Origin of the sequence: Erwinia sp. BNK-24-b (assembly GCF_047456155.1) — a bacterium.
GTDB lineage: Bacteria > Pseudomonadota > Gammaproteobacteria > Enterobacterales > Enterobacteriaceae > Erwinia > Erwinia phyllosphaerae.
Map to the genome: position 1 here is coordinate 4030930 of NZ_CP179901.1, position 21987 is coordinate 4052916.

The following is a 21987-nucleotide window of genomic DNA, read 5'->3' on the forward strand; positions in this document are numbered from 1 at the left end:
CGCGCCTTTTTGCGCCCCGGTAGCCTTGTTGCCATGAACATACAAACCACCATCAGCGATCCGCGCCGTCAGGCTGCACTGCTTTACTGGCAGGGTTATTCCGTGCGACAGATTGCGGAGACGCTCGGCCAGAAAACACCGACCGTGCAAAGCTGGAAGCTGCGCGACGCGTGGGAAGACATTGCGCCCATCAGTCGCGTCGAGGCCAGCATGGAGGCGCGGTTGATTCAGCTCATCATGAAAGAGGTCAAAGGCAACGGGGATTACAAGGAGATAGACGCGCTGGGCCGCCAGATTGAGCGCCTGGCCCGAGTGGAGCGCTACCGCAGTTCGGGGAATGAGGCGGACTTAAATCCCAACGTGCGCAACCGCAACAAAGGCGAGCGCCAGCCGGTGATAAAAAACATCTTCAGCGAAGAGCAGACCGACAAACTGACCGGCCTGTTTATGGATAACTGCTTTGAATACCAGCTCAACTGGCATAAGGCCGGGCTGGCGCATCGCATCCGCAATATTCTTAAATCCCGCCAGATTGGCGCAACGTTCTACTTTGCCCGCGAGGCGCTGATTGATGCGCTGACCACCGGGCGCAACCAGATATTTTTATCCGCCAGCAAGGCGCAGGCGCACGTCTTTAAAAACTACATTATCGACTTCGCCCGGCAGGTTGACGTTGACCTGAAGGGCGACCCGATTGTGCTGCCGAACGGCGCGCGCCTGATTTTCCTGGGGACGAACGTGCGCACCGCGCAGAGCTACACCGGCAACCTGTATCTGGATGAATATTTCTGGATCCCGAAGTTTCAGGAGCTGCGCAAGGTCGCCAGCGGCATGTCATTACACAAGAAATGGCGCACTACCTATTTCTCCACGCCGTCGAGCCTTTCACATAGCGCGTACCCGTTCTGGTCAGGTGAATTATTCAATAAGGGACGTCGCAGCAAGGACGACCGTATCGAGCTGGATTTGTCGCACTCGCATCTGGCTAAGGGCGCGCTGTGCGGCGACGGCCAGTGGCGGCAGATTGTCACCGTTGAGGACGCGCTGACCGGCGGCTGTAACCTGTTTGACCTTGACCAGCTTTCGCTTGAATACAGTCCGTCGGAATACCAGAACCTCTTGATGTGTGAGTTTGTCGACGACGAGGCCAGCGTGTTTCCGTTCGCCGAGCTGCAGACCTGCATGATCGACAGCATGGAAGAATGGACGGACTTTAACCCTTACGCGCTGCGCCCGTTTGATTATCGCCCGGTATGGATTGGCTATGACCCGTCGCACACAGGCGACAGCGCGGGATGCGCCGTGGTTGCGCCGCCGCTGGTTGCGGGCGGGAAATTCCGCGTGCTGGAGCGTCACCAGTGGCGCGGCATGGACTTTGCCGCACAGGCAAAATCCATTGAGGACTTAACCAGAAAATACACTGTGGAATATATCGGCGTGGACGCTACCGGCATTGGTCAGGGCGTTTTTCAGCTGGTCCGGCAGTTTTACCCGGCAGCGCGGGAAATACGCTACTCGCCGGAAGTGAAAACCGGGATGGTGCTGAAGGCCAAGGACACCATCAGCAGCGGACGGCTGGAGTACGACGCGGGCAGCACGGATATCACGCAGTCCTTTATGGCTATCCGCAAAACCATGACCGCCAGCGGCAACCGCTCAACCTATGAGGCAAGCCGCAGCGAGGACGCCAGCCACGCCGACGTCGCCTGGGCCATCATGCACGCGCTGTTAAACGAACCGCTGACTGCCGCCAGCGGCGGCGCTAACCCTTCAATTCTGGAATTTTACTGATGAACAAACGCAGCCGTAAGGCATTTAAAGTACAGCAGCCCGCCCCGGCGGCCCCGCAGCAGGTCGAGGCTTTTACCTTTGGTGAACCGACGCCGGTGATGGATAAGCGCGACATTCTGGATTATGCCGAGTGCATCGGTAACGGGCGCTGGTACGAGCCGCCGGTGAGCTTTCACGGGCTGGCAAAAAGCCTGCGCTCGGCGGTGCATCACAGCTCACCGGTTTACGTTAAGCGCAACATTCTGGCCTCAACGTTTATCCCGCACCCCATGCTGAGCCAGCAGGAATTTAGTAAGTTTGCGCTGGATTATCTGGTGTTTGGTAATGCCTTTGCCGAACTCAGGCGTAATAGCCTGGGCGACCCGTGGCGGCTGGAAACTACTCCGGCCAAATTCACGCGCAAAGGCGTGAAAGAGGGTGAATACTGGTTTGTGAACGACTGGAAAGAGCCGCACCAGTTTGCCAGCAACAGCGTTTTTCACCTGATTGAGCCGGACATTAACCAGGAGCTTTACGGCCTGCCGGAATACCTCAGCGCACTAAATTCCGCCTGGCTAAACGAGGCGGCCACGCTGTTTCGACGCAAGTACTACCAGAACGGCGCACACGCGGGCTACATCCTGTATATGACCGACGCGGCGCAAAGTTCCAGCGACGTTGACCGCATGCGTCAGGCGATGCGCGACACGAAAGGCCTGGGCAACTTCCGTAACCTTTTTATGTATGCGCCCAACGGCAAGCCGGACGGGATTAAGATCCTGCCGCTCAGCGAGGTGGCAACAAAGGATGATTTCTTTAACATCAAGAAGGCGAGCCGTGACGACTTGCTGAGCGCGCACCGCGTGCCGCCGCAAATGATGGGGATTATCCCGGATAACTCCGGCGGGTTCGGGGATGCGGTGAAGGCGTCGCAGGTGTTCGTCAGGAATGAGCTGACGCCATTGCAGGAGCGACTGAAGGAGATCAACGACTGGATGGGGGAAAAGGTAGTCGCATTTCGGGAATATTCGCTATAAGTGTTTATTCCAAAGTAAGTGTTATTCATAATAACTAATATGGCACTTCGCCAGACTAAAAAATCTTATTTTGATTCATCTCCTGATTTGAATAAAAGAAAATGCAGATTCGGGGGCACTACAGTGACTTTTTTGTCTTTGTAGTGCCCAATTTTTTATAAACAAAACAGGCTTGGAATTATGTATTCAGTTTGTAATATCAGAAGCTCTGCCAATTGTTATCGTCCAGTGTAACTGCGGCGGGTGTAGTACGCAAAGCCGGTGCCGGTGCTGAATTAGTTACAGGGGGGCGGGCAGACTTCCTTGCCTTGGGAGCCGTAACAAGAGTAAATGTATTAACCAGTTCATTCATAGACGTGGCTTGCTCCATTAACGAGCGTGAAGCGGCTGATGCCTCTTCAACCAAAGCTGCGTTCTGTTGCGTCACATCGTCCATTTGATTAACGGCTTGATGGACCTGAGTAATCCCCTGCGACTGTTCATTTGCAGCTACAGATATCTCATCGACCAGATCGGTCACCTGACGCACAGCATTGTTCATACGCGTAATATTTTCCCCAACACCTTCAGCCTGCTCAGAGCCGGATACAACAAATTCTGTGGACGACTCAATCAGCTCTTTAATTTCGCGTGCAGAAGAAGAAGAACGCTGTGCAAGATTGCGCACCTCACCGGCCACAACGGCAAAACCGCGACCCTGTTCGCCTGCCCGGGCCGCTTCGACGGCGGCATTCAGAGCCAGAATATTGGTCTGGAAAGCGATCCCTTCAATCAATGCAATGATGTCAGTAATTTTTGCTGAGCTTCCCTTAATGTCATTCATAGTGGTAAGTAGCGTACGAACACGGCTGGCGCTATCTTGTGAGATTTCCTGAGCATTTTTTGCCAGTTGACTTGCCAACCGAGTGTTTTCTGCGGTCTGACGTACTGTTTCACTGAGTTGGGACATGCTCGCTGCTGTCTGTTCCAGTGACGCTGCCTGCTCCTCTGTTCTTGAAGACAGGTCCTCATTTCCTGCTGAAATTTCTGCCGACGCGGCACTGACTGACTGGGCGGATGTTTCAACCTTTAAAAGAGAGGCGGATACATTTTCAATAAGGTGGTTAAAAGCCTTTCCGGTCAGGCCAATTTCATCCCGACGCGATTCATCAACCCGAAGCGTCAGATCAAGGCGTTCGCTGGCAGTTTCCATGGTATGCCGCATCCCATTTAGCTGATTCCGAATGGCAAAAATAGTCTTAAGCGCGAAGAGGCCAAGAATAATGATGACCAATGCGGAACCACCTACAAGCGTCATGATGGTTGTTTGATAAGTAATATCGCTTTCTTTACGGAGCTGGTTACCGATATCGACATTTAGTTTGAGCTGCTCCTTGTAGCCAGCTATGAGCTGTCTCGCTGCTTCGCCGACCCCATCGTGCCCCTGAAGTGCGCCAAGAGCCACAGAATCATTCTGTGCCCTTGAACCTGAGAGAAACTCCGGAAGCGTTAATTCAATTTTTTTGATTGTGGCAAAGGCGGTTTCTGACATACGACGATCTTCATCATTTGAAACATCGTGAGTCAGGTAATACTGATTGGAAGATTTAATTCGTTCAATAACGCCATCAATCTCTTTTTCAACTTCAGCCTGTCGCCTGGGATCCGTCGCACTTTGATGCCGGTAAAGCCAGATGATAAGGAAGTTACTGTCGTCAACCATCTTGCCAATATCAAGAATTGAGGGAATTGTGTTTTCCTGAACGTATTGAAAACGGGACTGAAAACCTCCGGCCACTGTGATAGCTACTATGACAATCGCAACAAGTGCGGTAGAAAGAAGAGAAAAAGTAAGCATTAACCGCTGTGTGATAGTCATAACAATCCCCTGCCATTTTGATCGTGTCGAAAGTTAATAGGATTTGAACTTAAAGCAAACTGCAGGGTTAAACATCGGCGCAAAGAGAGAATGTATTAGAAAAAAAAGGTGACTTTAGCTATCACCATGAAATTAATGGATTTAAAAATTTAAGTGCGACTAAACAGTGCTAATGGAACTAAACCCAGTCCTTCCAAAACAATCAAGCTATTAGAATACATGTTTTCAGATTCATTCTTGAATGGCAATCGATGCATTACATGGCCCAAGCAATACATGTTTCCCCATCTGCGCGCAATGCTATCCCCGCCACGCCTGCCCGCTTTGTGCATCGCTTTTAATGCAACTGCATGATCCATGAAAAACGGCACCCTGCCTGGTGCCGTAATGGTGTTTTTGCTGTTAGTTGTTCATGCAGATCCATGCAGCTGATGCATGCATGGCTATAAAATTTGTTTCGGAACTGTAGCCACAATCAACCAGGGATTATCTTTCAATCGGCAAAGCCGAAAATACTACCGAAAAATGATTATTAGTAAGGTTTCTGTTGGCTGCAATGTCGGCGATTAGATTCAACGCTATTTCCCTGTCGCGCTCTTGCGAGGCTCCCTCATTAGTTAGCCTCGCAATGAGTTCTACCCGCTCAAGCATCACCTGTTTTTGTAATTCACTGTCCATAATTCCCCCCTTCAATAATCACTGTACATACATACAGTAGCACAGCATTCACATTGACATAAAGTATTTCAGGAAAGTTCTCAATAATTATATCACCTTGATAGAAATGATATTTTTATAAACTTTCGTAACGAGCATTAATCAAACTGGCTGGCGTTTTTCCTAAGCACGGGCAAAATTTCGTGATGTCAGTCAGAGCAACCAAAGCATCTTTTCATGGAAAGCTTCTTAAGCTTTTCGACCCTGGCTAAAAGCTTTCCTGATTCGATGTGCTTTGCTGGTCTGAACAACTCACCACCGGCAGAGCTGCGGAACCAATGTCCGGCGATTTTGGTTTCTGTACCGCCGATAAGACGCACAGCAACTGCCCGACTGATGGTTTCGCGGGTGATATCACGTATCTGGCCGATCACGTTATCGCAGGCCGCTTCGATTTTGTCTGGCCGCCTTAGCTTCAGGTGCCTTTTTACCGGCGCATCAGCTCTTACCCTGGCTAACATCTGCCGCCGTTCCTTGCGGCTCAGCGCTGAAAAGTCTTTATTACCTACACTTTCCGGCAGTTTCGAATCCTGCGATCTCAAACCTCCCGTACAGTTATTGACAGAACTCCGAGAGGACGCGGACGCGTCCTTAAAATCAACGGCCAGGTCAACGGCACGCTTCGGCACAATCTTCCACTGTGCGAGGCGGGTTAAAATCGGGGTATCTTCGCCAACTGACGTGGCGTAAACGCCTTTAATACGCACGGTTTCCTCGCCGTACTCGTTACAGTCTTCGCTTGTCTGATACCAGGTGCGCACGGCCAGCTCGTCGCGCTTCACAAACGGGCCGCCCTGGGCGTTGACGTATTCCGCCCAGTCGCCCGCGTCCGCTGCATCGTGTGCGGCGGCAAATTCAATGCTTAAGCCCTGCGCCGTCTCACTGTCGGCCATACGGCGCAGCTCACGATAAACCGTGACCGGCGCACCGCCGATAAACTGGAATTGCCGGATATGCCAGCGCGCCGCCCAGGCAGACACGGCGGGCGCGGTTTCCTTCAGCTCTTTACCGCTTTCGTCGTCCAGCTCGCCATCAAGCGCATAGCCGTCGATATTCTTGGAAATATATTTAGCCACGTAGCCGGTGGCGCTGCCTTTCTCCGGGTCGATGGCCTCCGCGTGAAAGCGGGCCTTTCTGGCTTTATCCGTGGTCAGCTCGTAGCTGTCCTGCTGGTATGCGTAATCGCGGATAATCTGGCGCACGCACTGCACGTCTTCCGGGCGCATAAACATCAGCATATGCCAGTGCGGCGTGCCGTCGTGATGCGGCTCGGCCACGCGAATACCAAAGATGCGGATCTCTTCCCGGTGCAGTTTGGCGCGAACTTTCTGCCAGACATTGCAGAGATAGCGCTGCGTTTCCGCCGGGCTGGCACCGCTCCATTTGCGGTTGCGGTAGCCGGTCTTGATAGTGGCGTGATAGCGGGCGGGCGCGGTCAGCGTGTAGAAATCGCCGACAAAGCCCATATCATTGCAGATATTTTCAAAGCCACGGATGCGGGTCATTAGTTCACAGCGACGGATCGCCGGATTCGCCACGCTGCCGTCGTATTTCTCAATCAGGCTGATGCGGTTGCCTTCCTCGTCTTCCAGCTCCATGCCCTTCAGGAATTCGCGCGTGCGGCGCTTTTGCTCGCGCCATTCGTTGACCGTCATGTTACTGGCGTAGGGCGTGTGCTTTTTGCTGACGTTCGCAAGCGCGATTTGCAGGTGTTCGCGCCATGAAGCGGCCACGCGACGCAGCCGACCTTTCCACCATTTTTCTGTCTGCATACGCATAATGGCGGGCGTTACGTCTTCCGGGCAAAACAGTTGCGAGGTGACTTTCTCCCACAGCGGCGGCGTCTGCTTCAGCTCGCGCGTGATGGCCGCAGCGGTCATATAAACGCGATGCGTGTATTTGTAATCTGATTCATCCTCAGACTGACCGTGCGCCTGCACCATTTCCGCCAGGATAAAGCTGGCGATGTCGCCGGCCAGTAAATCCACATCGGCGCGGGCTAAATCTGCCAGGCGGTTAAAACGGTTCATCAGCTCCCACAGCGTACCCGCTGCACTGGCCGCGCCTGTTTTATCAGAAGCGTTGCCGGTCAGGTGGGTAAAAATACCCTTGCTCATTTCACCGAGGCGATACTGCGAGCTGACGCTTTCAACGCGTGGCAATGTGCGCTCAACGAAGGTTTTCGTTAAGTACGCATTGGCACGGGCTGTGCCGTGTGTTTTCTCCAGCTCACTGGTACGGCGCTTTACGTCGAGCTGGACGAGCGTCGGCTGCTTTTCAAGTAAATCCTGCGCATGCGACAAAGCCGCAATCATCCGATCGCGGCTACGTTCTTCCTCATAAGTAGGGTAAGGGCTGGCGATTGCCTCCCGTGGAACGTTCCACGGGTAAGCGTATTCCTGTATCATTGCGCGCTGCCCTGGCGATGTCTGCTTTGCAGCTCGTCCATTTCCTGACAGGTCACACAACGGATAACGCCCTGCACGGCGCGTCGGCGCGCTTCGGGAATTGGCGCGTCACAGTCTTCACAGAAAGAGGCGCTGACATTTACCGGACGGTAAACAACCTGGGCGATATTGCGCGCCAGCATTTCGTCGGTGCGCTGCTGCACCAGATCCATTGAATCGGCCATTAGTGCAGCTCCTGCGATTCATTGCTGTAACGCTCGGCTTCACGGCGGATAAGCTCGGCGGCTTCAGTGCCGTTCAGCTCCTGCTGATGGATATGTACGGCCATCTCAATGAGACGGTCGGAAACAGCCAGCGCGCGGTCTTTACGTTCCTCAATGCGGGCTTTATTTAGCAACATGGTCAGCGCTTCTGTTTCGCTGTCAAAATTTCGGATTTCAATATTTCGCATTTTTCTTTTCCTGAATTTGGGCAAAGCGATGCCCGACGGGTTAACGTCATTTATTTAAAAAGAGTGATTAATTGGGCAGAGTCATTCTCTTGGGAAATAAGCTCACAACTGCACGAAAATGGTTCATCGCACGTATAAGCGCATTTCTTTCATCAGTGGTCAGTTCATTAAAATCAAGCTCGTGACGTTCTGTCCGAATATTCGCCAGATAGAAAATGGCGCTTAATGCCCGCTTGTTTTCCTGATAGTTCCTGTCGGTGGTATCGCGCATTTCATCAAAAAAACGGGTGATATCTTTTCCGCAGTCGTTGCCCCAGAATTTTGAACGTAGTTCGGCAACGTGATTCAGTCCGGCCACTCGCGCGCCCGTTTTTATTTCAGCCAGTACTGCTTCAGCTTCGATAGCCATGATTTACCTCTTTTACTTACTGCCATATTTCCGGGGGCGTTTTGTTTACTTAATGTCGGGTGCCAGCGCTGGCCTTCTTTAGTCATAATCCAGCCATGACCGTATGCGGGCAGCGGACTTCGGCGCTTCAGTAGCGCAGCCATTGAGATTGTCATATTTAGCTCAGTCCGATAGTTGCGCCGATACCGCTAATTGCATCCACTGTCGAAGCCATTGCCGGATTAGCGTGAATGCGGGCCTGGACTGCGAGAGCGGCAAGAGTAAGGCAACGAATGCCAGTATTAACGTTCTGAAGCAGGCCACGCTTACAACTATTTGTGAGCGACTCGGAAGATATCGCACCGGCAGCCAGCTGCCCTACTTCTGCTGTAGCTTTCATGACATACACTGGCAATTTTTCGTTTGCGACTTCATTTACTGGCACACAAGGCAGGCATTGCAGTTGCGCTAACATGCCATCTATCAAAGATGCATCTTCGGTTATGTCAGTAAGCACCAGTACTTCTGCAACCGTCAGTTGGTGCAGTTGCTCAGGGTTTAGCTTATTGCGCAGGGTCTGCACTCGCATGTCAGCGCGCTTCGCCAGTTCGGCCATATTGTGAGCTAACGCAAATCGGCGGCAGGCTTCATCGAAGTGTTTATGGGTGGAAATCCTAAAATCAAACATATTCGTATTTTCCCTATTCACTTAATGTGAACTAAACGCCGACAATGATTTGGAAGCGGGAATGGCCCAAGGCTTCCTTGACCTGTTTTTCTTTCCATTGGGCATAGAGGATTTTTACGCGCCCGGTAGCTTTTTTCTGACCTTTTTTGATGGTGCGGGTTTCGATAGGAAGGCAGGGGTTTTCGCCAGTTGTCCAGCGGCGAATCGTTCGGATTGAAACTCCCTCCAGCGCTGCAAACTCAGATGCATAGACCTTTTCACGGGGGATTTTGACGATTGTAATTTCATTAGCCATATAGCATGATTCCCAGTTAACAAAACAACGCCACTAAATGCCAAAGAGTGCCAACTGGTGACATTAGTGACTTCGATAAACAGAAATTTACTACGGATTTTCTAAGTAGTCAATGCAGGAAGCCGCCATGAAATACGATACATCGAATTTAGATAACGTAAAAATCCTCGACCGCATTTGCTCCGTCTATGGTTTTCATCAAAAAGTACAGCTGGCAAACCACTTTGGTATAGCAGCCAGTTCTCTTACAAACCGCTATACACGCGGCAATGTGTCTTATGATTTTGCGGCACTGTGCTCTTTAGAAACGGGGGCCAGCTTGCACTGGATACTAACCGGAGAAGGTGAAAACGGTGCTGAAGAAAAGCGGAAAAATGATGGAAGTAATGAATTTCTGGCCTTAGAGAAATTCACTTTAAGTGAATCCCGCTTAGTCAAAAGTGGTTTTTTCAACATCGACCGTAGTGTTTTGAGTAAAACGTCTGCGCGTGTTTTCTGCGTCGAGACAGAAAACGGGCTAAATCTTTTGGAGGAAACCACTACCATATCGGATGGATTTAAGCTTGTTGACATAGATGGGGCCGTAAGCATTCGTGAGATTGCCGTGCTTCCAGGCAAGAAACTTCACGTAACAGGCGGCAAAGTTCCTTTCGAATGTTCAGTTGGTGACGTCCAAATATTAGGTCGCGTAATAGGGATTTATTGCGAGGTTAAATGATGGCGGTGCGTAAGAATGCTGGCGGTGGATGGATTTGTGAACTTTATCCGAATGGAGCGAAGGGAAAGCGCATCCGTAAAAAGTTTGCTACCAAGGGCGAGGCAATAGCTTTTGAGCAATATACAAATCAGACTCCCTGGACAGAAGAAAAAGAAGATCGCCGCACCCTGAAAGAAATTGTAGATGCATGGTATAGCGCACACGGAATAACTTTGAAAGACGGACTGAAAAGACAAAGTGCAATGCACCATGCTTATGAATGTATGGGCGAACCGCTGGCGCGCGATTTTGATGCACAAATGTTTTCGCGTTATCGTGAGAAACGCCTCAAAGGCGGTTATGCAAGATCTAACCGAGTAAAAGAGGTTTCACCTCGCACTCTAAATCTTGAACTGGCCTACTTTCGAGCCGTTTTTAACGAGCTGGCCCGCCTAGGTGAATGGAAAAGTGAGAATCCGTTAAAGCTAATCCGCCCTTTTCGTACAGAAGAAGCGGAAATGGCTTATCTTACCAGCGACCAGATCGGCCTACTTTTGAAAGAATGCCACTATAACGAAAGCCTGTTGTGCATTGTCAAAATTTGCCTGGCTACAGGTGCTCGCTGGTCTGAAGCGCAAGACCTTAAGCTAAGCCAACTAACTAAGAACAAGATCACTTTTACCAAAACCAAAGGCCGAAAAAACAGAACGGTGCCCATTAGCCAGAATCTCTATAATTCACTGCCTAAAACTAAAGGTGGCCTGTTTCAGGAAAGCTATGGCGCTTTTCGTTCTGCTCTGGAGCGAACAGGCATAGAGCTTCCTGCTGGTCAGTTGACACATGTTTTAAGGCACACATTTGCATCGCACTTTATGATGCGTGGTGGCAACATACTGGTATTACAAAGAGTTTTAGGCCATACAGACATTAAAATGACTATGCGATATGCGCACTTTGCCCCGGATCATTTAGAAGAGACGCTTCGCCTTAATCCTTTCGATGGAAGTGGCGATGAAATGGCGATACAAATGAGTAACCAAGGCACTTAATGGCATCAATTGGCACTCGTAAGCTATTGAATATAAAGATAAGTAATTGTTTTTATGAGATTACCGAATCTACTCATAATCGCTTGGTCGCTGGTTCAAGTCCAGCAGGGGCCACCAGATTTTACCTGTTAAATCAGGACATTAAGCCACCTTTGAAGGGTGGCTTTTTTGTTTCTATGGTGGTCATTGGCAGCAAAGTGGTCAACCTGCAAAACAGGCTACCACTTCTTGAAAAATTACGACCATACCTGACGAGGGAGCACTGCCAATGCTAATATCATGACTATAACCACTGCCCCGCCTCAGCAGAATCAATCAACATCTGGATAGTCAACGCTTCAGGTTGATGGCGATCTGTGCGCAGATATTTTGGTAAAACAGCATTTGGTAGAAATGGTATTCCTGTGACTGGGAAATAGCGGCGAAATTCAAACCCAGTCATATCGACGTGAAATGATTCAGCGTACTCTTCAAAAAAATCATGTGCCTCTTCAGGTAATACACTATTTTTACCTGTACTTAGGGATGCGTCATCTGGCATTTCCCAAAAATACTTAGTAACCAGGCGACGAACCCTTTCAGCAGTACTCATACTGCCCTTGTCCTTTTTCACCTGCAATCACCTTATAGGGGTTGATTAAGTTCATTTTAATACATCGAGAATGACCACCACAAAGCTCAACTACATTACTTTCTTTTAGATTTAAATTGTATTTTATTGAAAACCTTAACGCTTAATACGAATATTACAACAATGGTAATTAGCAACAACCTTCCCCAGTAATTCGGGAAAAACACTACATAAAACGCCCCGGCAACTATTACTAACAATACAGGCACGTAATCAATAGCAATGTTTAATATAAATTTAGTTAAAAAATTCAATTTATACCGTCCAGTAGTCTGATGATATCTTGTTCAGTTGGCGATGTTCTTCCGCTTAACTTCATGTTGAAAGAGTTGATAACCTTTTCAATATAAATATAGAGCATTTCAAGATTATTTCTGTAAAGAGCCTGATAAAATAAAGGGTTAGTTGAGCGCAGGCGTCGAGCGGCCATAGCTGATTTTTGTACTTTTCCATAAAAACCTAATCCGGACAAAGCAATATAGCTGGTACCATTGATAGCCGTTCTGATAGCCATAGAAATTGGCGCGGCTTCTGCCATCCCTTTAGCCATTGCATACGAGATAGCCATTTTCGTGACTTTTGATGCTTTGCCGTTCGCAGCAAATCCAGCAATAGCCATTACTTTTTTCTGTATTGGTGAATCAGGGCTTTCAAGTCTTCTTGCATCCTGATCGCGCAACAGATAGGCGGTGTAAAGTTGAAACATATCCAAAAAAACATCTTTCCTTTTATATGCTTCATAGATAGAGAGGAACATCCTTTTATCTTCCATATTCAACTCGCTGCAAACATCACTATACTTATCTGTGAAGCACGAGCTGCGCCATGAAAGCCGTTCTGTACCCGAATATATGTCACTTAAATTCTCTCTGGCTACATTACCTACCCCCTGCAATCCTTTACTGAAGGCATCGGCAATCTTCTTATCTGCTGTGATCTTTAATTTTAAATATTGTGATAGCGCCATTAGTAATCATCCTTTTTTAATGGCGAATTATTATACAGAACTATATTCAAAAGAAAACTGAAGAGTTTGGCGCTGGTCTTGAAAAACACATAAGGGGAGATGTAGGACTACCGTGGCAAGGAGTGCATTAGATGAGCCAAAATACTACTGTAGCGCAGGTGATGCAGACCAGCCGGACATAAACCTGCCCGACAGGTATAAGACTGTTAACGCCTGGCTTTTCTGGCCAGATGATATCCTGCACAGTGGCAGTATCAAGGCTTGATACTGCCTGAACGTATTTCATCCATGCGGTCAGCGATACCTTGTCTGCGTCAGTAATGAGGCCCAGCAATAGCTGGGTTTGCCATATTTGAGTCACATTATTAGCCTCAACAATATGGGCCGTTTTTTCAGCTTCTGCAATTCTTATGGTTGCCGCCTGTAGTGCGTCCGTATCTGTGACCCACTCTTCACCGTTCCATTTATCCAACACAGTTGCAGGAGCTAACGTAGTGGTAGCCGTAGGGTGATGTTCATCGTGTCCAGTCTGATACGAGGTTCCCAGTGGCTTAATGCACCATAAACCGCCGCCATAATTTGCAGGTTTAACGCGTCGTTGTGCGGCTGATCCGTCAGGGCAAACAGAAGCGAACCATATTGCCGCCGAGCTATGCGGCTGCCCTGCGGCGTCAGCAGAATGTCCCACACTGACTGGCGGATGTGATCCATGTCGGTGAGAGCCAGCCCGCTCTGCTGGTTCATTCCGGTATACATCGTCATTGCGGTCCCCCGGAAGTGTCACAGCCAGCCTTTACGCTGCCATGTTTATGCGAATCCACAACAACACCATTTGAACTCATCGCACCGCCGCTCTGTTTAACACTGCCGGTAATTACCATTTCGCTGCTGATATGCGTCTGGCTGGCATTGATAGACAGCTTTTCAGTGTTCAGCTCGATGCTGTCCGCCGCATCAATGCGGATGCTTTTAATACCAGAGATCGCTAATTAGCCGGTTTTAGGTTCATATTCAAACCGGGCACCGTCCGGGAACAGGGTTACGCAACCCTCTTCAGAATCAGAGGGAGGTGGACAAGCGTCGGAATAGATGGCAGGTAGTGCAAAAGCGGTATCCCACTGGTGCAGCGCCTTACGTCGAGCTGAACGAGCGTCGGCTGCTTTTCGAGTAAATCCTGCGCATGCGACAAAGCCGCAATCATTCGATCGCGTCTAACTGGCCAGGGGCTTAAGCACAGTGACGGCGAGCTGGATGTTTTAAATTTACTGCGTCACAAAATCGTGGATGGGCAGCTGTTTGATGATGGCAACTTCATGCTTTATAAAAACGCATTCCTGTCTGGAAAAGTTTTCCCCAAAGAGCCTGTTTATGTTGTAGAGGGTTCTACGCAGTACATTATCGATAAAGATTTTGGCGAAATTTACGATAACAGTTGGTTGATTGAGATTGAAGACAAAACCAGCGTGAGAGTACTTACACGTATTCCTGTTAAAAAAGTACGCGTGTCCGGTGTTGGTGCAGGAGCATCTTTCGACTGCTCACTTGATGAAATCAATATAATCGGCCGCGTTGCTTTGACGATAAATTAGCTAAAGGATTGATTATGTTAGACTACGCAAAAGCAACTGAAGCACAATTAAAAGAAGAATTTAAAAGGCTTGCACAGGTTGTAGGCGATATTCCTTTCGGAACAAAGAAAGAATTTTTTCACTTGCCCAAAATCCTGAATGCATCGGAGCAGCCTTTAGCCATTGCCAGCGGCATGATGGACGGAAATACATGGCTAATTACTTTAACTAATCACCGCATCATCTTCCTGGATAAAGGGATGATATTTGGCGTTAAGCAGGTTGATGTGAACCTTAAAAACGTCGTCAGTGTCGGAGGTAAAACCGGCGTATTGCTTGGTGAAATTTCTATCAGCACAAGCGGACAAAATTACACTATTAAGAATGTACAAAAAGGCACCGTTGTCCCCTTCACTAACCTTATCAACGCTACCCGCAATGCTCTTGATGAAAAGCCGCGCTCCGCAGAAAACAGCTCCCCAGCTGATGTTGTCTCACAGCTTGAACGCCTTGCCGCGCTAAAAGAGAAAGGTATTTTGAGCGATGAAGAGTTCCAGCAACAAAAACAAAGGATTTTAAACGGCTAATTATGCCAGTCAGGAAACTCCCCGACGGTCAATGGATCGCTGATTTTTATACCGTTGACCCTAGTAGTGGAAAAGAAGGTAAGTGCGTCCGCAAGAAGTTTGCGGCCAAAGGTGAAGCCTTAGCGTTTGAAAACTATACGCTTGAGAAAATCGAAGCGGGTCCCTGGTTGGGCGAAGCGAAAGAAACGCGCCGCCTGACTGACCTGATAGAACTCTGGTTCAGCCGTCACGGCATTACGCTAAAAGACGGGGATAAGCGCAGAAGCGCTATGACCTGGGCATGTGAATGCATGGGCTACCCTCTTGCAGCAGAATTTAATGCCCAGCTCTTTACTTCCTACCGTGCTAAACGCCTTGAAGGCCACTTTGCCCAAACCAGGCGGATAATTAAGGTAGCGCCCCGCACTTTAAATCTGGAGCTGGCTTACTTTCTTGCCGTCTTTAACGAGCTTAAAAGATTAGGTGAATGGACGTTGCCCAATCCTCTCGAAAACGTTCGCCACTTCCGCGTTGACGAAGGCGAAATGGCTTACCTGACCGCTGAACAAATCACGCTTTTATTAGAAGCCTGCAAAGCGAGTTCAGCGAAGGATCTGCTGATGATAGTTAAGGTGTGCCTGGCAACGGGTGCGCGCTGGAGTGAAGCGGAAGGTTTAAAGCGATCGCAAGTTTCAGGACAGCGCATTACCTTTGTAAAAACCAAAGGGAAGAAGAACCGAACCATTCCCATTTCGTTGGCTTTGGCTGGCGAGTTGCCTAAAAAGAACGGCGCGCTTTTCACACCTTGTTATTACGCTTTCCGTTAATTATTTACCCAGCCAGTGACCGGCCCGCGCAGACTCAACCAACAGACGAATAGTCAGCGGATCATGTGACCTGGTAAAATCTTCCGGGAAATATTCGGCAAATGTAATAGTTTCGGGGGCAATACCAAACTTTTCAGCATAGCGTTCCAGCAACTCATATGCCTCCATAGGATCCATGCGAAAGTCGTTGTTCAGATCGGTGTCCAGCTCAAGCTTATAACGTCTGAACGTGAACAGACTTCTGCCATTATAATCTTCAACCAGTGCAAATACGGCCTTTTCTATATCCTCTGTCACCATATTCTGTCATCCTTATTGGCAATGCGATTATATTTCACTACAGCTTTCCAGCTAATCTCAGCTACATCAGCAGCCAAAATTGCCCAGCCCAGAACCGGAATTGTACGACCAACAAATGTTCCCAGCTTATGGGTCATTATTCTTTTTATTTGCAAAGGGTTTTGCGGGTTTTGTATCCACGTGGGCAACCTGAACGGAAGACGATAATCGCGTAACAGCTTAGGAATAAACCGAAGCATAAGAGGTGCCTTTCCATGCCCCGTTTAGCTTACCTGATACATCAATAACGTTTTGCCCGGAGTAAATAGCCGCTATTGCAACGATATCTTTCGCCTCACTGAAATGCTCAGCTGTTACGTCGACCATAATCCAGAAGAATAGCTTTCCGGCAGAAAGGTTCGTAAAACCACCATAGAAGTAAGTCCCGCTTAGCTGCTCAGTTGTATCCATCTCATTCCCTTAAATGGCTCACCGTATCGCTCAAAACTTTACCACATCGAATTCAGTCAATGCCAGATGTCACCTGACGCCTCAAACGCACTTTGCGAAGCCGTTGCACTTCACGGCCTCTTCACCGCCTTCAAACTATTGTGTACGCCTCCGGGGCATTGACGCGGCCAACATGCCTTTTATCCCGGCTTTATCTGCTTTCAGGTCGAGACCTTAAGCGGTAGATTTTTCCTACAACCGCAACGGTGATGAGAGCTAAAATAATGGAAAAAAGACCCAGAAAAATCAGTAATGAAAGGAAAGGATTTAGTATACCTCCTAAGCTCGTAAAATCACTGGCTCTGGCAAGCTGCTCTGAAGTCAATATGCGGAGAAAAAACTCCGGGATAAACACAAAGAAAACGATTACGGTAGCGATATAAATGAGTATTTTTTTCATTTTTTCCATCTTCTTTCTTGCCCCCATTTACGAACATGCTCAAAAATTGGGTAAATGATATAGCAAGGAGCTAAGGTATGTCACAAACGTATTTGCAGTTGAAGATTTTTGTCATTACGTGAAGTCATAAACAACCTGGACGATCACGGTTTTTTCACCTCTCAACATTCCGACATATATGATTTCTTGAGGATCAGTACCGCGCCAGCATACTGACTCTGCATCGCATTCGTCCTGTCGTTTGTACCCTGTTGATGCCAGGTAAGTATTAATCCTGCGGATGTCCTCAGTATCATAAAATTTCACCGCATATACGTGTGTTGCAGGCCCAGTGATATTTGCAAAATCAAAGTCATAACGGGGGGAAATACGAGGAATTTTTTTTAAAATATCAGGCGTATAGAAATTATATTCCCGCTTATCCTGCTCGGTGTAGTGCGCACTTCCTGCAAACTCCATTTCTATGTAAGGCCAGGCATACGTGAGTACGGCAGTAATCACGACAACAATTATAACGAGTACCTTTAGTAATTTACGCATAGGGTAATGTCCCTTTTTTCGCGCTATCGATGTACGAACCATCAGCTGTAGCAATGCCAACCTTTCCAGAGTGGAAGTCACCCCACGGCCTGATCGTTGTCATAAAATCCGGTAAAACGCCTCTACGCGGTCTGGCGTTAGGGTATTTCTGTGGGTCTGGAAAAAGAAGAGGTAAGAAGGAATCATTTTTGAAGGAACCTATTGGACCGTAACGATCCCAGCGCCTGAGCGCCTCTTCCTTACTGACAGGCCGCAATGCAGGAAAAAGGTTTTTACTGGATATTGCGCGATAGAAACCCAGCAGATCGGAAACCAGATCTTCACCGCTAAATCCGCTGTCAGTGACCATATTGAAAGGGAATGATGCTTGAAACCCTTCAAAGTTCCGCGCAAGTACCATCATCATTGCCAGCGCAATGCTTTGCCGTTCTGAATACGAACGGCCTTTCCTGATGCGCCAGGTGATAAACTTGCCGGTTTTAATGATGTAAGACGGATCCACCATAGATTGTGAATAGCTGACATCATAACGCTCTTGCCCGGATGATTCTCCATCATCAAATTTTCTCAACAGAGCCTTTATATCCGTACCCTGTGCATGGCCTAAATCAATCCATCCTAGTACTTCTGTATAGATTAATCCATATTTCAGATGACTTTGGCGACCATCCAGAATGTTGCTCCTTTTACTCATTCTTGAAACTCCTTTCCTTTTCTGTCCTTGCCTGTTAAAAGCCAATAAAATAATAACCAGTAGACAATATTTTTTCCATTTTTTATTTTCATTTTTGGAGCCAAGCTCAACTGCTTTTTAGCATGCAGGAAATCATCAATATATACTTTTTGATGTTAAATCCTCCCTCGGCCTTTAGATCATAACGATAAATTAAAATAAACCCCTCGCTATTTCATATAAATAAATTCTCAATGTAATTTCCAGATACTTTTTAAAATTAAAAAATAGTGAAATTCAACTCGTAAATAAGATAATTTGATTTCTTCCGTCCCTAACACGTCCAGCTCCTGTCGCCAGACTAAAAATTTACGCGTTATCAACCGCACTATTTGACCACCCAGCCGACAAATGATAACTATTATCAGTTATATTTTTAGCCGGACAAGACCTTATGAACGCCGATCGCCACCGCTCACCTTCTTCCTGCTGCATCGTCGGCGCTGGCCCGGCCGGGCTGATGCTTGGTTACCTGCTGGCGCGCAACGGTATTCCCGTCACCGTGCTGGAAAAACATGGTGATTTCCTGCGGGATTTTCGCGGCGATACCATCCATCCTTCCACGCTGGAGATCATTTGGCGGCTGGGTTTTCTGGAAGAATTTTTAGCGCTACCGCATCAAAAAGCCGAAAAGCTTTACGGCGAAATAGGCGGTCAGACCGCCACAATGGCGGATTTCAGCCGCCTGCCTACGCGCTGCAAGTATATTGCCTTTATGCCGCAATGGGATTTTCTAAACTTTCTCAGTGCTAAAGCTCTTCAGCTACCGAATTTTCGGCTAATCCAGAATGCGCGGGTTCAGGAACTGGTTGAAGAGCAGGGACAGATAAAAGGCGTCAAAGCCATCATTGATGAACAACTACAGGAAATCCGCAGCGAACTGGTGATCGCCTGCGATGGTCGTCACTCTGTAGTACGGGAACTGGCCGGATTGCCTCTACGGCGATTTGGTTCACCGCGCGATGTGCTATGGCTGAAGGTTGCTAAACAACCTGAAGACCCCGAATGGACGCCCGGCCACCGCGGCCCTAAAAAGCATTTTATTATGATCGACCGCGGAGATTACTGGCAGTGCGGTTACTCCATTCCTCAGGGAAGTTTAGCAACCCTGCAAACCGCCGGACTTAGCGCTTTTTTACAGCAGGTTGCCGCCGCTTCACCCTTTTCTGTCATTCGGCTACAACAGGAAATTACCGACTGGCAGCAGGTAAAACTGCTGAAGATTCGCATCGACCGTTTGCAACAGTGGGCAAAACCGGGGCTGCTTTGCATTGGCGATGCAGCGCATGCTATGTCGCCAATTGGTGGCGTCGGCGTCAATCTGGCTATTCAGGACGCAGTGGCGGCAGCCAATATTCTGTCAGCGCCACTGAAAAAAGGCACGCTAAGCCTGAAAACATTGCAAAAAGTACAGCGTCGGCGCGCTTTTGCCACCTGGGCAACGCAATCGCTGCAAATTATGATTAGCAAAGCGGGACAAAAGCCGCGCAGCAAGCCACCGGGAAAAATGGAGCTATGGCTGCGCCGTCGGTCTTTTCTTCCTTTCCTGTTTGGCAGACTGATTGGGATGGGATTTTATCGCGAGATCCCGAAAGGATTATAAAAAAACGGCCCTGCGGGGCCGTTTGAAGTTTTTGATAATATTCAGGCTCAGAGAGCATAGGTCTGCCAGCAGTCTGAAACAAGACCGCAGGTTTACTCTTAATCAGACGCCCGGTGGCGTTTTGCCTTCTTCAATAAATTCCTGATCCAGCTCTTCGCTGTTGCCTTCGTGGTCGCGTCCGGAAAGCAGGTTCCAGCAGGCGATAAACATTGCGGCAATCAGCGGACCAATGACAAAACCGTTAATGCCGTAGATTTCCATCCCGCCCAGAGTAGAAATCAGGATTAAGTAATCCGGCATTTTGGTGTCCTTGCCAACCAGCAGCGGTCGCAGGAAATTGTCTACCAGACCGACAATCACGACAAAGAATACGACCAGGAAAACGCCTTTCCAGATCAGACCGGTCGAGAAAAAGAAGATAGCGGCAGGTACCCAGACAATAGCGGAACCAATAGCCGGAACCAGCGACAGAAAAGCAATCAGCGCTCCCCAAAGCAGGCTGGCATCAATACCGGTAAAGTAAAATGCCAGGCCACCGAGCGCGCCCTGCACTATGGCGACCACTACCGTCCCTTTAACCGTGGCACGCGCTACCGCCGCAAATTTTGCCAGCAGGTGGTGCTTTACATAGCGCGTCAGAGGCAGCGACCTGAGGATAACGTTTACCAGCCAGGCACCATCTTTCAGCAGGAAAAACAGCAGATAAAGCATGATGCCAAACCCAAGCGCAAAGCTCAGGCTACTTTTGCCAATCAGAAAAACGCTTCCCGCCAGATACTGGCTGCCGCGCACCGCAACCTGAGAAAGCTTTTGCTGGATGCTGTTTGCCGTATTCAGCTGATGATTGGCCAGATAGTTTTGTGCCCATTGCGGCAGATGGTGTATGGCATCCGTTACCATTGTGGGTACCGGCGTGCTGTTAGCCTGAATTTTGCTGTAAACCACGTTAGCTTCAACCGCCAGTGAAGACAGGATCAGCGCCAGCGGCGTGATTACGATCAGGCAGATAATCGCCACGGTCAGCAGGGAAGCCGCGCCGTTCCTTTCGCCCATCCACTGGCGCAGTTTATTTTTCATCGGGTGAAAGATCACCGCCAGAATCGCCGCCCACAGCACGGCGGAATAATAGGGTTGTAGTACCTCGAAAAAAGCCACGGTTACGATAAGCAGGATCAGGATAAAAAATCCCTTTGTCAGGCCGTTAAATCTCATTTTATTTTCCCTGGAACAACAATTTGCTAACGCAGCATAGAAGGCTGCGCTGCTTTTGCAATACCGTGGGGAAAATAGATCGAAAGGGTGCTCGCGGATCATGCTACAACATCCAGCTGGCGGGACGGATCCCGCCGCCGGGTTGCCCTTACCTTCCGGCTTCGTAAGCCAGGCTGGCGACAACCTCCGTTTCTCCCTGTCTGATGTTGAGTTCACACAGTGAGCCGCGCGTTATCCATGTAAATATCAACAGCGTTACACAGAACACGATCAGGCTCAAAAAGAGTAACTTTGCTGCCTTCACTGGCTTCCTCCTCCGTTGCTTTTCAGCGGGTAAAGGACTACCTTTATGTTGTGGAGCATAAGGGTTGACCTCACTTTGATTTTATCAGGTGGGGTCTTTCTGTCCCTTGCGTATGCTCAGGACCGAAAGATCCAGAGCACCCGCCGCGCAGTTTACTCCCCTTCTTCTTTTATCCCAGCGACAAAAGTCAGAGTTGCGTGAGCACTCGATAAACCGTGCAACGACGTATTCGGGTTTAATGAAAAATTGTCGGCCCGTTCAAAAGATTGTCCTGACGGCCGAACCAATCCCAATACCGACACCGACACCGACACCAATACCAATACCAATACCAATACCAATACCAATACCAATACCAATACCAATACCAATACCGATAAAGGCGTAAGTCATTCAAAACCTGAATAATTATTTTATGCCTGAGTAACCTGGCAGCGGAAAAATAGAAAGGGTGCTCGCGGATCATGCCGCAACATCCGGCTGGCGGGA

General features: G+C 48.7%; 27 protein-coding genes and 3 pseudogenes. 9 read left to right on the top strand and 21 right to left on the bottom strand.

Going from position 1 to position 21987, the window contains the following annotated elements:
- The first annotated feature begins 33 nt into the window (after window positions 1-33).
- Both ACMGGR_RS18565 and ACMGGR_RS18570 read left to right on the top strand, forming a co-directional pair.
- Window positions 34-1791, top strand: coding sequence for a terminase ATPase subunit family protein (locus ACMGGR_RS18565; RefSeq protein WP_414147557.1), 1758 nt, complete (start codon window positions 34-36; stop codon window positions 1789-1791).
- Entirely contained in the window at window positions 1791-2807 is a 1017-nt protein-coding gene (locus ACMGGR_RS18570) for a phage portal protein (RefSeq protein WP_414147558.1), read from the top strand. Before ACMGGR_RS18565 ends, ACMGGR_RS18570 begins: the two co-directional genes overlap by 1 nt.
- A gap of 199 nt (window positions 2808-3006) precedes the next feature.
- Here ACMGGR_RS18570 and ACMGGR_RS18575 read toward each other — a convergent pair whose 3' ends face one another.
- The 9 genes from ACMGGR_RS18575 to ACMGGR_RS18615 form a co-directional block, all read right to left on the bottom strand.
- Entirely contained in the window at window positions 3007-4665 is a 1659-nt protein-coding gene (locus tag ACMGGR_RS18575) for a methyl-accepting chemotaxis protein (RefSeq protein ID WP_414147559.1), read from the bottom strand.
- A gap of 486 nt (window positions 4666-5151) precedes the next feature.
- Window positions 5152-5343, bottom strand: a complete 192-nt coding sequence (locus ACMGGR_RS18580) for a hypothetical protein (RefSeq protein WP_414147560.1) — start codon at window positions 5341-5343, stop codon at window positions 5152-5154.
- A gap of 188 nt (window positions 5344-5531) precedes the next feature.
- Complete coding sequence (locus ACMGGR_RS18585) at window positions 5532-7790, bottom strand: replication endonuclease (protein ID WP_414147561.1); 2259 nt, start codon at window positions 7788-7790, stop codon at window positions 5532-5534.
- A complete protein-coding gene (locus ACMGGR_RS18590; RefSeq protein ID WP_414147562.1) occupies window positions 7787-8014 on the bottom strand; it encodes a TraR/DksA family transcriptional regulator in 228 nt (75 codons plus the stop codon). Before ACMGGR_RS18590 ends, ACMGGR_RS18585 begins: the two co-directional genes overlap by 4 nt.
- Window positions 8014-8241, bottom strand: coding sequence for a DUF2732 family protein (locus ACMGGR_RS18595; RefSeq protein WP_414147563.1), 228 nt, complete (start codon window positions 8239-8241; stop codon window positions 8014-8016). Before ACMGGR_RS18595 ends, ACMGGR_RS18590 begins: the two co-directional genes overlap by 1 nt.
- A gap of 67 nt (window positions 8242-8308) precedes the next feature.
- Entirely contained in the window at window positions 8309-8650 is a 342-nt protein-coding gene (locus ACMGGR_RS18600) for a DUF5347 domain-containing protein (RefSeq protein WP_414147564.1), read from the bottom strand.
- Window positions 8614-8805: a phage filamentation protein Fil family protein gene (locus ACMGGR_RS18605; protein WP_414147565.1), complete on the bottom strand. Its 192-nt coding sequence runs from the start codon at window positions 8803-8805 to the stop codon at window positions 8614-8616. Before ACMGGR_RS18605 ends, ACMGGR_RS18600 begins: the two co-directional genes overlap by 37 nt.
- Before the next feature lie 2 nt (window positions 8806-8807).
- Window positions 8808-9317 (bottom strand): phage regulatory CII family protein, encoded by a 510-nt coding sequence (locus ACMGGR_RS18610; RefSeq protein WP_414147566.1) that lies wholly within the window; start codon window positions 9315-9317, stop codon window positions 8808-8810.
- A gap of 31 nt (window positions 9318-9348) precedes the next feature.
- Window positions 9349-9612 (bottom strand): hypothetical protein, encoded by a 264-nt coding sequence (locus ACMGGR_RS18615; RefSeq protein ID WP_414147567.1) that lies wholly within the window; start codon window positions 9610-9612, stop codon window positions 9349-9351.
- Between the two features lie 127 nt (window positions 9613-9739).
- Between ACMGGR_RS18615 and ACMGGR_RS18620 the strand changes: the two genes are divergently transcribed.
- Together ACMGGR_RS18620 and ACMGGR_RS18625 are read left to right on the top strand one after the other, a co-directional pair.
- Window positions 9740-10330 (top strand): phage repressor protein CI, encoded by a 591-nt coding sequence (locus ACMGGR_RS18620; RefSeq protein WP_414147568.1) that lies wholly within the window; start codon window positions 9740-9742, stop codon window positions 10328-10330.
- Window positions 10330-11358: a tyrosine-type recombinase/integrase gene (locus ACMGGR_RS18625; RefSeq protein ID WP_414148995.1), complete on the top strand. Its 1029-nt coding sequence runs from the start codon at window positions 10330-10332 to the stop codon at window positions 11356-11358. Before ACMGGR_RS18620 ends, ACMGGR_RS18625 begins: the two co-directional genes overlap by 1 nt.
- A gap of 283 nt (window positions 11359-11641) precedes the next feature.
- Here the strand turns inward: ACMGGR_RS18625 and ACMGGR_RS18630 are convergent, their stop codons facing one another.
- The 5 genes and pseudogenes from ACMGGR_RS18630 to ACMGGR_RS18650 all read right to left on the bottom strand — a co-directional run bounded on the left by ACMGGR_RS18630 (window position 11642) and on the right by ACMGGR_RS18650 (window position 13837).
- Entirely contained in the window at window positions 11642-11950 is a 309-nt protein-coding gene (locus ACMGGR_RS18630; protein ID WP_414148996.1) for a DUF1493 family protein, read from the bottom strand.
- A gap of 289 nt (window positions 11951-12239) precedes the next feature.
- Entirely contained in the window at window positions 12240-12956 is a 717-nt protein-coding gene (locus ACMGGR_RS18635) for a hypothetical protein (protein WP_414147569.1), read from the bottom strand.
- A gap of 127 nt (window positions 12957-13083) precedes the next feature.
- Entirely contained in the window at window positions 13084-13428 is a 345-nt protein-coding gene (locus ACMGGR_RS18640; protein ID WP_414147570.1) for a tail fiber assembly protein, read from the bottom strand.
- Window positions 13429-13463: 35 nt separating this feature from the next.
- Window positions 13464-13718, bottom strand: a pseudogene (locus ACMGGR_RS18645) (GPW/gp25 family protein); the annotation flags it as partial.
- On the bottom strand, window positions 13715-13837 hold the full coding sequence (locus tag ACMGGR_RS18650) for a hypothetical protein (RefSeq protein ID WP_414147571.1): 123 nt from the start codon (window positions 13835-13837) through the stop codon (window positions 13715-13717). The pseudogene ACMGGR_RS18645 and the gene ACMGGR_RS18650, both read right to left, overlap by 4 nt.
- Before the next feature lie 399 nt (window positions 13838-14236).
- On the opposite strand from ACMGGR_RS18650, the gene ACMGGR_RS18655 reads away from it, so the two are divergent.
- From ACMGGR_RS18655 to ACMGGR_RS18665, 3 genes and pseudogenes are all read left to right on the top strand, one after another.
- Window positions 14237-14545 (top strand): transcriptional regulator, encoded by a 309-nt coding sequence (locus ACMGGR_RS18655; RefSeq protein ID WP_414147572.1) that lies wholly within the window; start codon window positions 14237-14239, stop codon window positions 14543-14545.
- Between the two features lie 14 nt (window positions 14546-14559).
- On the top strand, window positions 14560-15111 hold the full coding sequence (locus ACMGGR_RS18660; protein WP_414147573.1) for a PH domain-containing protein: 552 nt from the start codon (window positions 14560-14562) through the stop codon (window positions 15109-15111).
- Window positions 15112-15113: 2 nt separating this feature from the next.
- Window positions 15114-15914 (top strand): annotated as a pseudogene (locus tag ACMGGR_RS18665) (tyrosine-type recombinase/integrase); the annotation flags it as partial.
- A 3-nt stretch (window positions 15915-15917) separates the two neighbouring features.
- On the opposite strand, the gene ACMGGR_RS18670 reads toward ACMGGR_RS18665, so the two are convergent.
- From ACMGGR_RS18670 to ACMGGR_RS18690, 5 genes and pseudogenes are all read right to left on the bottom strand, one after another.
- Entirely contained in the window at window positions 15918-16217 is a 300-nt protein-coding gene (locus tag ACMGGR_RS18670; RefSeq protein ID WP_414147574.1) for a DUF1493 family protein, read from the bottom strand.
- Window positions 16211-16667 (bottom strand): annotated as a pseudogene (locus tag ACMGGR_RS18675) (STM2901 family protein). The gene ACMGGR_RS18670 and the pseudogene ACMGGR_RS18675 overlap by 7 nt, the downstream one beginning before the upstream one ends.
- A 190-nt stretch (window positions 16668-16857) precedes the next feature.
- The gene (locus ACMGGR_RS18680; RefSeq protein ID WP_414147575.1) at window positions 16858-17115 is read right to left on the bottom strand and encodes a hypothetical protein; all 258 of its coding nucleotides are present in this window, start codon (window positions 17113-17115) and stop codon (window positions 16858-16860) included.
- 105 nt (window positions 17116-17220) lie between these two features.
- Window positions 17221-17646, bottom strand: coding sequence for a hypothetical protein (locus tag ACMGGR_RS18685; protein WP_414147576.1), 426 nt, complete (start codon window positions 17644-17646; stop codon window positions 17221-17223).
- Window positions 17639-18340, bottom strand: a complete 702-nt coding sequence (locus ACMGGR_RS18690) for a hypothetical protein (protein ID WP_414147577.1) — start codon at window positions 18338-18340, stop codon at window positions 17639-17641. The genes ACMGGR_RS18685 and ACMGGR_RS18690 overlap by 8 nt, the downstream gene beginning before the upstream one ends.
- A gap of 433 nt (window positions 18341-18773) precedes the next feature.
- Between ACMGGR_RS18690 and ACMGGR_RS18695 the strand changes: the two genes are divergently transcribed.
- Window positions 18774-19982, top strand: coding sequence for an FAD-dependent oxidoreductase (locus ACMGGR_RS18695; protein WP_414147578.1), 1209 nt, complete (start codon window positions 18774-18776; stop codon window positions 19980-19982).
- 102 nt (window positions 19983-20084) lie between these two features.
- Here ACMGGR_RS18695 and ACMGGR_RS18700 read toward each other — a convergent pair whose 3' ends face one another.
- Together ACMGGR_RS18700 and ACMGGR_RS18705 are read right to left on the bottom strand one after the other, a co-directional pair.
- Window positions 20085-21194: an AI-2E family transporter gene (locus ACMGGR_RS18700; protein ID WP_246760904.1), complete on the bottom strand. Its 1110-nt coding sequence runs from the start codon at window positions 21192-21194 to the stop codon at window positions 20085-20087.
- A gap of 148 nt (window positions 21195-21342) precedes the next feature.
- Window positions 21343-21498, bottom strand: coding sequence for a Hok/Gef family protein (locus ACMGGR_RS18705; RefSeq protein WP_246760897.1), 156 nt, complete (start codon window positions 21496-21498; stop codon window positions 21343-21345).
- A gap of 246 nt (window positions 21499-21744) precedes the next feature.
- Here ACMGGR_RS18705 and ACMGGR_RS18710 point away from each other — a divergent pair, with 246 nt between their 5' ends.
- A complete protein-coding gene (locus tag ACMGGR_RS18710) occupies window positions 21745-21906 on the top strand; it encodes a hypothetical protein (protein WP_414147579.1) in 162 nt (53 codons plus the stop codon).
- The last annotated feature ends 81 nt before the right edge of the window (window positions 21907-21987 follow it).

Bases quoted from the DNA above. Each gene is read 5' to 3' on its own strand.
- ACMGGR_RS18565 (WP_414147557.1), top strand. From the start codon at position 34: ATGAACATACAAACCACCATCAGCGATCCGCGCCGTCAGGCTGCACTG.
- ACMGGR_RS18570 (WP_414147558.1), top strand. From the start codon at position 1,791: ATGAACAAACGCAGCCGTAAGGCATTTAAAGTACAGCAGCCCGCCCCG.
- ACMGGR_RS18575 (WP_414147559.1), bottom strand. From the start codon at position 4,665: ATGACTATCACACAGCGGTTAATGCTTACTTTTTCTCTTCTTTCTACC.
- ACMGGR_RS18580 (WP_414147560.1), bottom strand. From the start codon at position 5,343: ATGGACAGTGAATTACAAAAACAGGTGATGCTTGAGCGGGTAGAACTC.
- ACMGGR_RS18585 (WP_414147561.1), bottom strand. From the start codon at position 7,790: ATGATACAGGAATACGCTTACCCGTGGAACGTTCCACGGGAGGCAATC.
- ACMGGR_RS18590 (WP_414147562.1), bottom strand. From the start codon at position 8,014: ATGGCCGATTCAATGGATCTGGTGCAGCAGCGCACCGACGAAATGCTG.
- ACMGGR_RS18595 (WP_414147563.1), bottom strand. From the start codon at position 8,241: ATGCGAAATATTGAAATCCGAAATTTTGACAGCGAAACAGAAGCGCTG.
- ACMGGR_RS18600 (WP_414147564.1), bottom strand. From the start codon at position 8,650: ATGGCTATCGAAGCTGAAGCAGTACTGGCTGAAATAAAAACGGGCGCG.
- ACMGGR_RS18605 (WP_414147565.1), bottom strand. From the start codon at position 8,805: ATGACAATCTCAATGGCTGCGCTACTGAAGCGCCGAAGTCCGCTGCCC.
- ACMGGR_RS18610 (WP_414147566.1), bottom strand. From the start codon at position 9,317: ATGTTTGATTTTAGGATTTCCACCCATAAACACTTCGATGAAGCCTGC.
- ACMGGR_RS18615 (WP_414147567.1), bottom strand. From the start codon at position 9,612: ATGGCTAATGAAATTACAATCGTCAAAATCCCCCGTGAAAAGGTCTAT.
- ACMGGR_RS18620 (WP_414147568.1), top strand. From the start codon at position 9,740: ATGAAATACGATACATCGAATTTAGATAACGTAAAAATCCTCGACCGC.
- ACMGGR_RS18625 (WP_414148995.1), top strand. From the start codon at position 10,330: ATGGCGGTGCGTAAGAATGCTGGCGGTGGATGGATTTGTGAACTTTAT.
- ACMGGR_RS18630 (WP_414148996.1), bottom strand. From the start codon at position 11,950: ATGAGTACTGCTGAAAGGGTTCGTCGCCTGGTTACTAAGTATTTTTGG.
- ACMGGR_RS18635 (WP_414147569.1), bottom strand. From the start codon at position 12,956: ATGGCGCTATCACAATATTTAAAATTAAAGATCACAGCAGATAAGAAG.
- ACMGGR_RS18650 (WP_414147571.1), bottom strand. From the start codon at position 13,837: ATGGTAATTACCGGCAGTGTTAAACAGAGCGGCGGTGCGATGAGTTCA.
- ACMGGR_RS18660 (WP_414147573.1), top strand. From the start codon at position 14,560: ATGTTAGACTACGCAAAAGCAACTGAAGCACAATTAAAAGAAGAATTT.
- ACMGGR_RS18670 (WP_414147574.1), bottom strand. From the start codon at position 16,217: ATGGTGACAGAGGATATAGAAAAGGCCGTATTTGCACTGGTTGAAGAT.
- ACMGGR_RS18680 (WP_414147575.1), bottom strand. From the start codon at position 17,115: ATGGAAAAAATGAAAAAAATACTCATTTATATCGCTACCGTAATCGTT.
- ACMGGR_RS18685 (WP_414147576.1), bottom strand. From the start codon at position 17,646: ATGCGTAAATTACTAAAGGTACTCGTTATAATTGTTGTCGTGATTACT.
- ACMGGR_RS18690 (WP_414147577.1), bottom strand. From the start codon at position 18,340: ATGAGTAAAAGGAGCAACATTCTGGATGGTCGCCAAAGTCATCTGAAA.
- ACMGGR_RS18695 (WP_414147578.1), top strand. From the start codon at position 18,774: ATGAACGCCGATCGCCACCGCTCACCTTCTTCCTGCTGCATCGTCGGC.
- ACMGGR_RS18700 (WP_246760904.1), bottom strand. From the start codon at position 21,194: ATGAGATTTAACGGCCTGACAAAGGGATTTTTTATCCTGATCCTGCTT.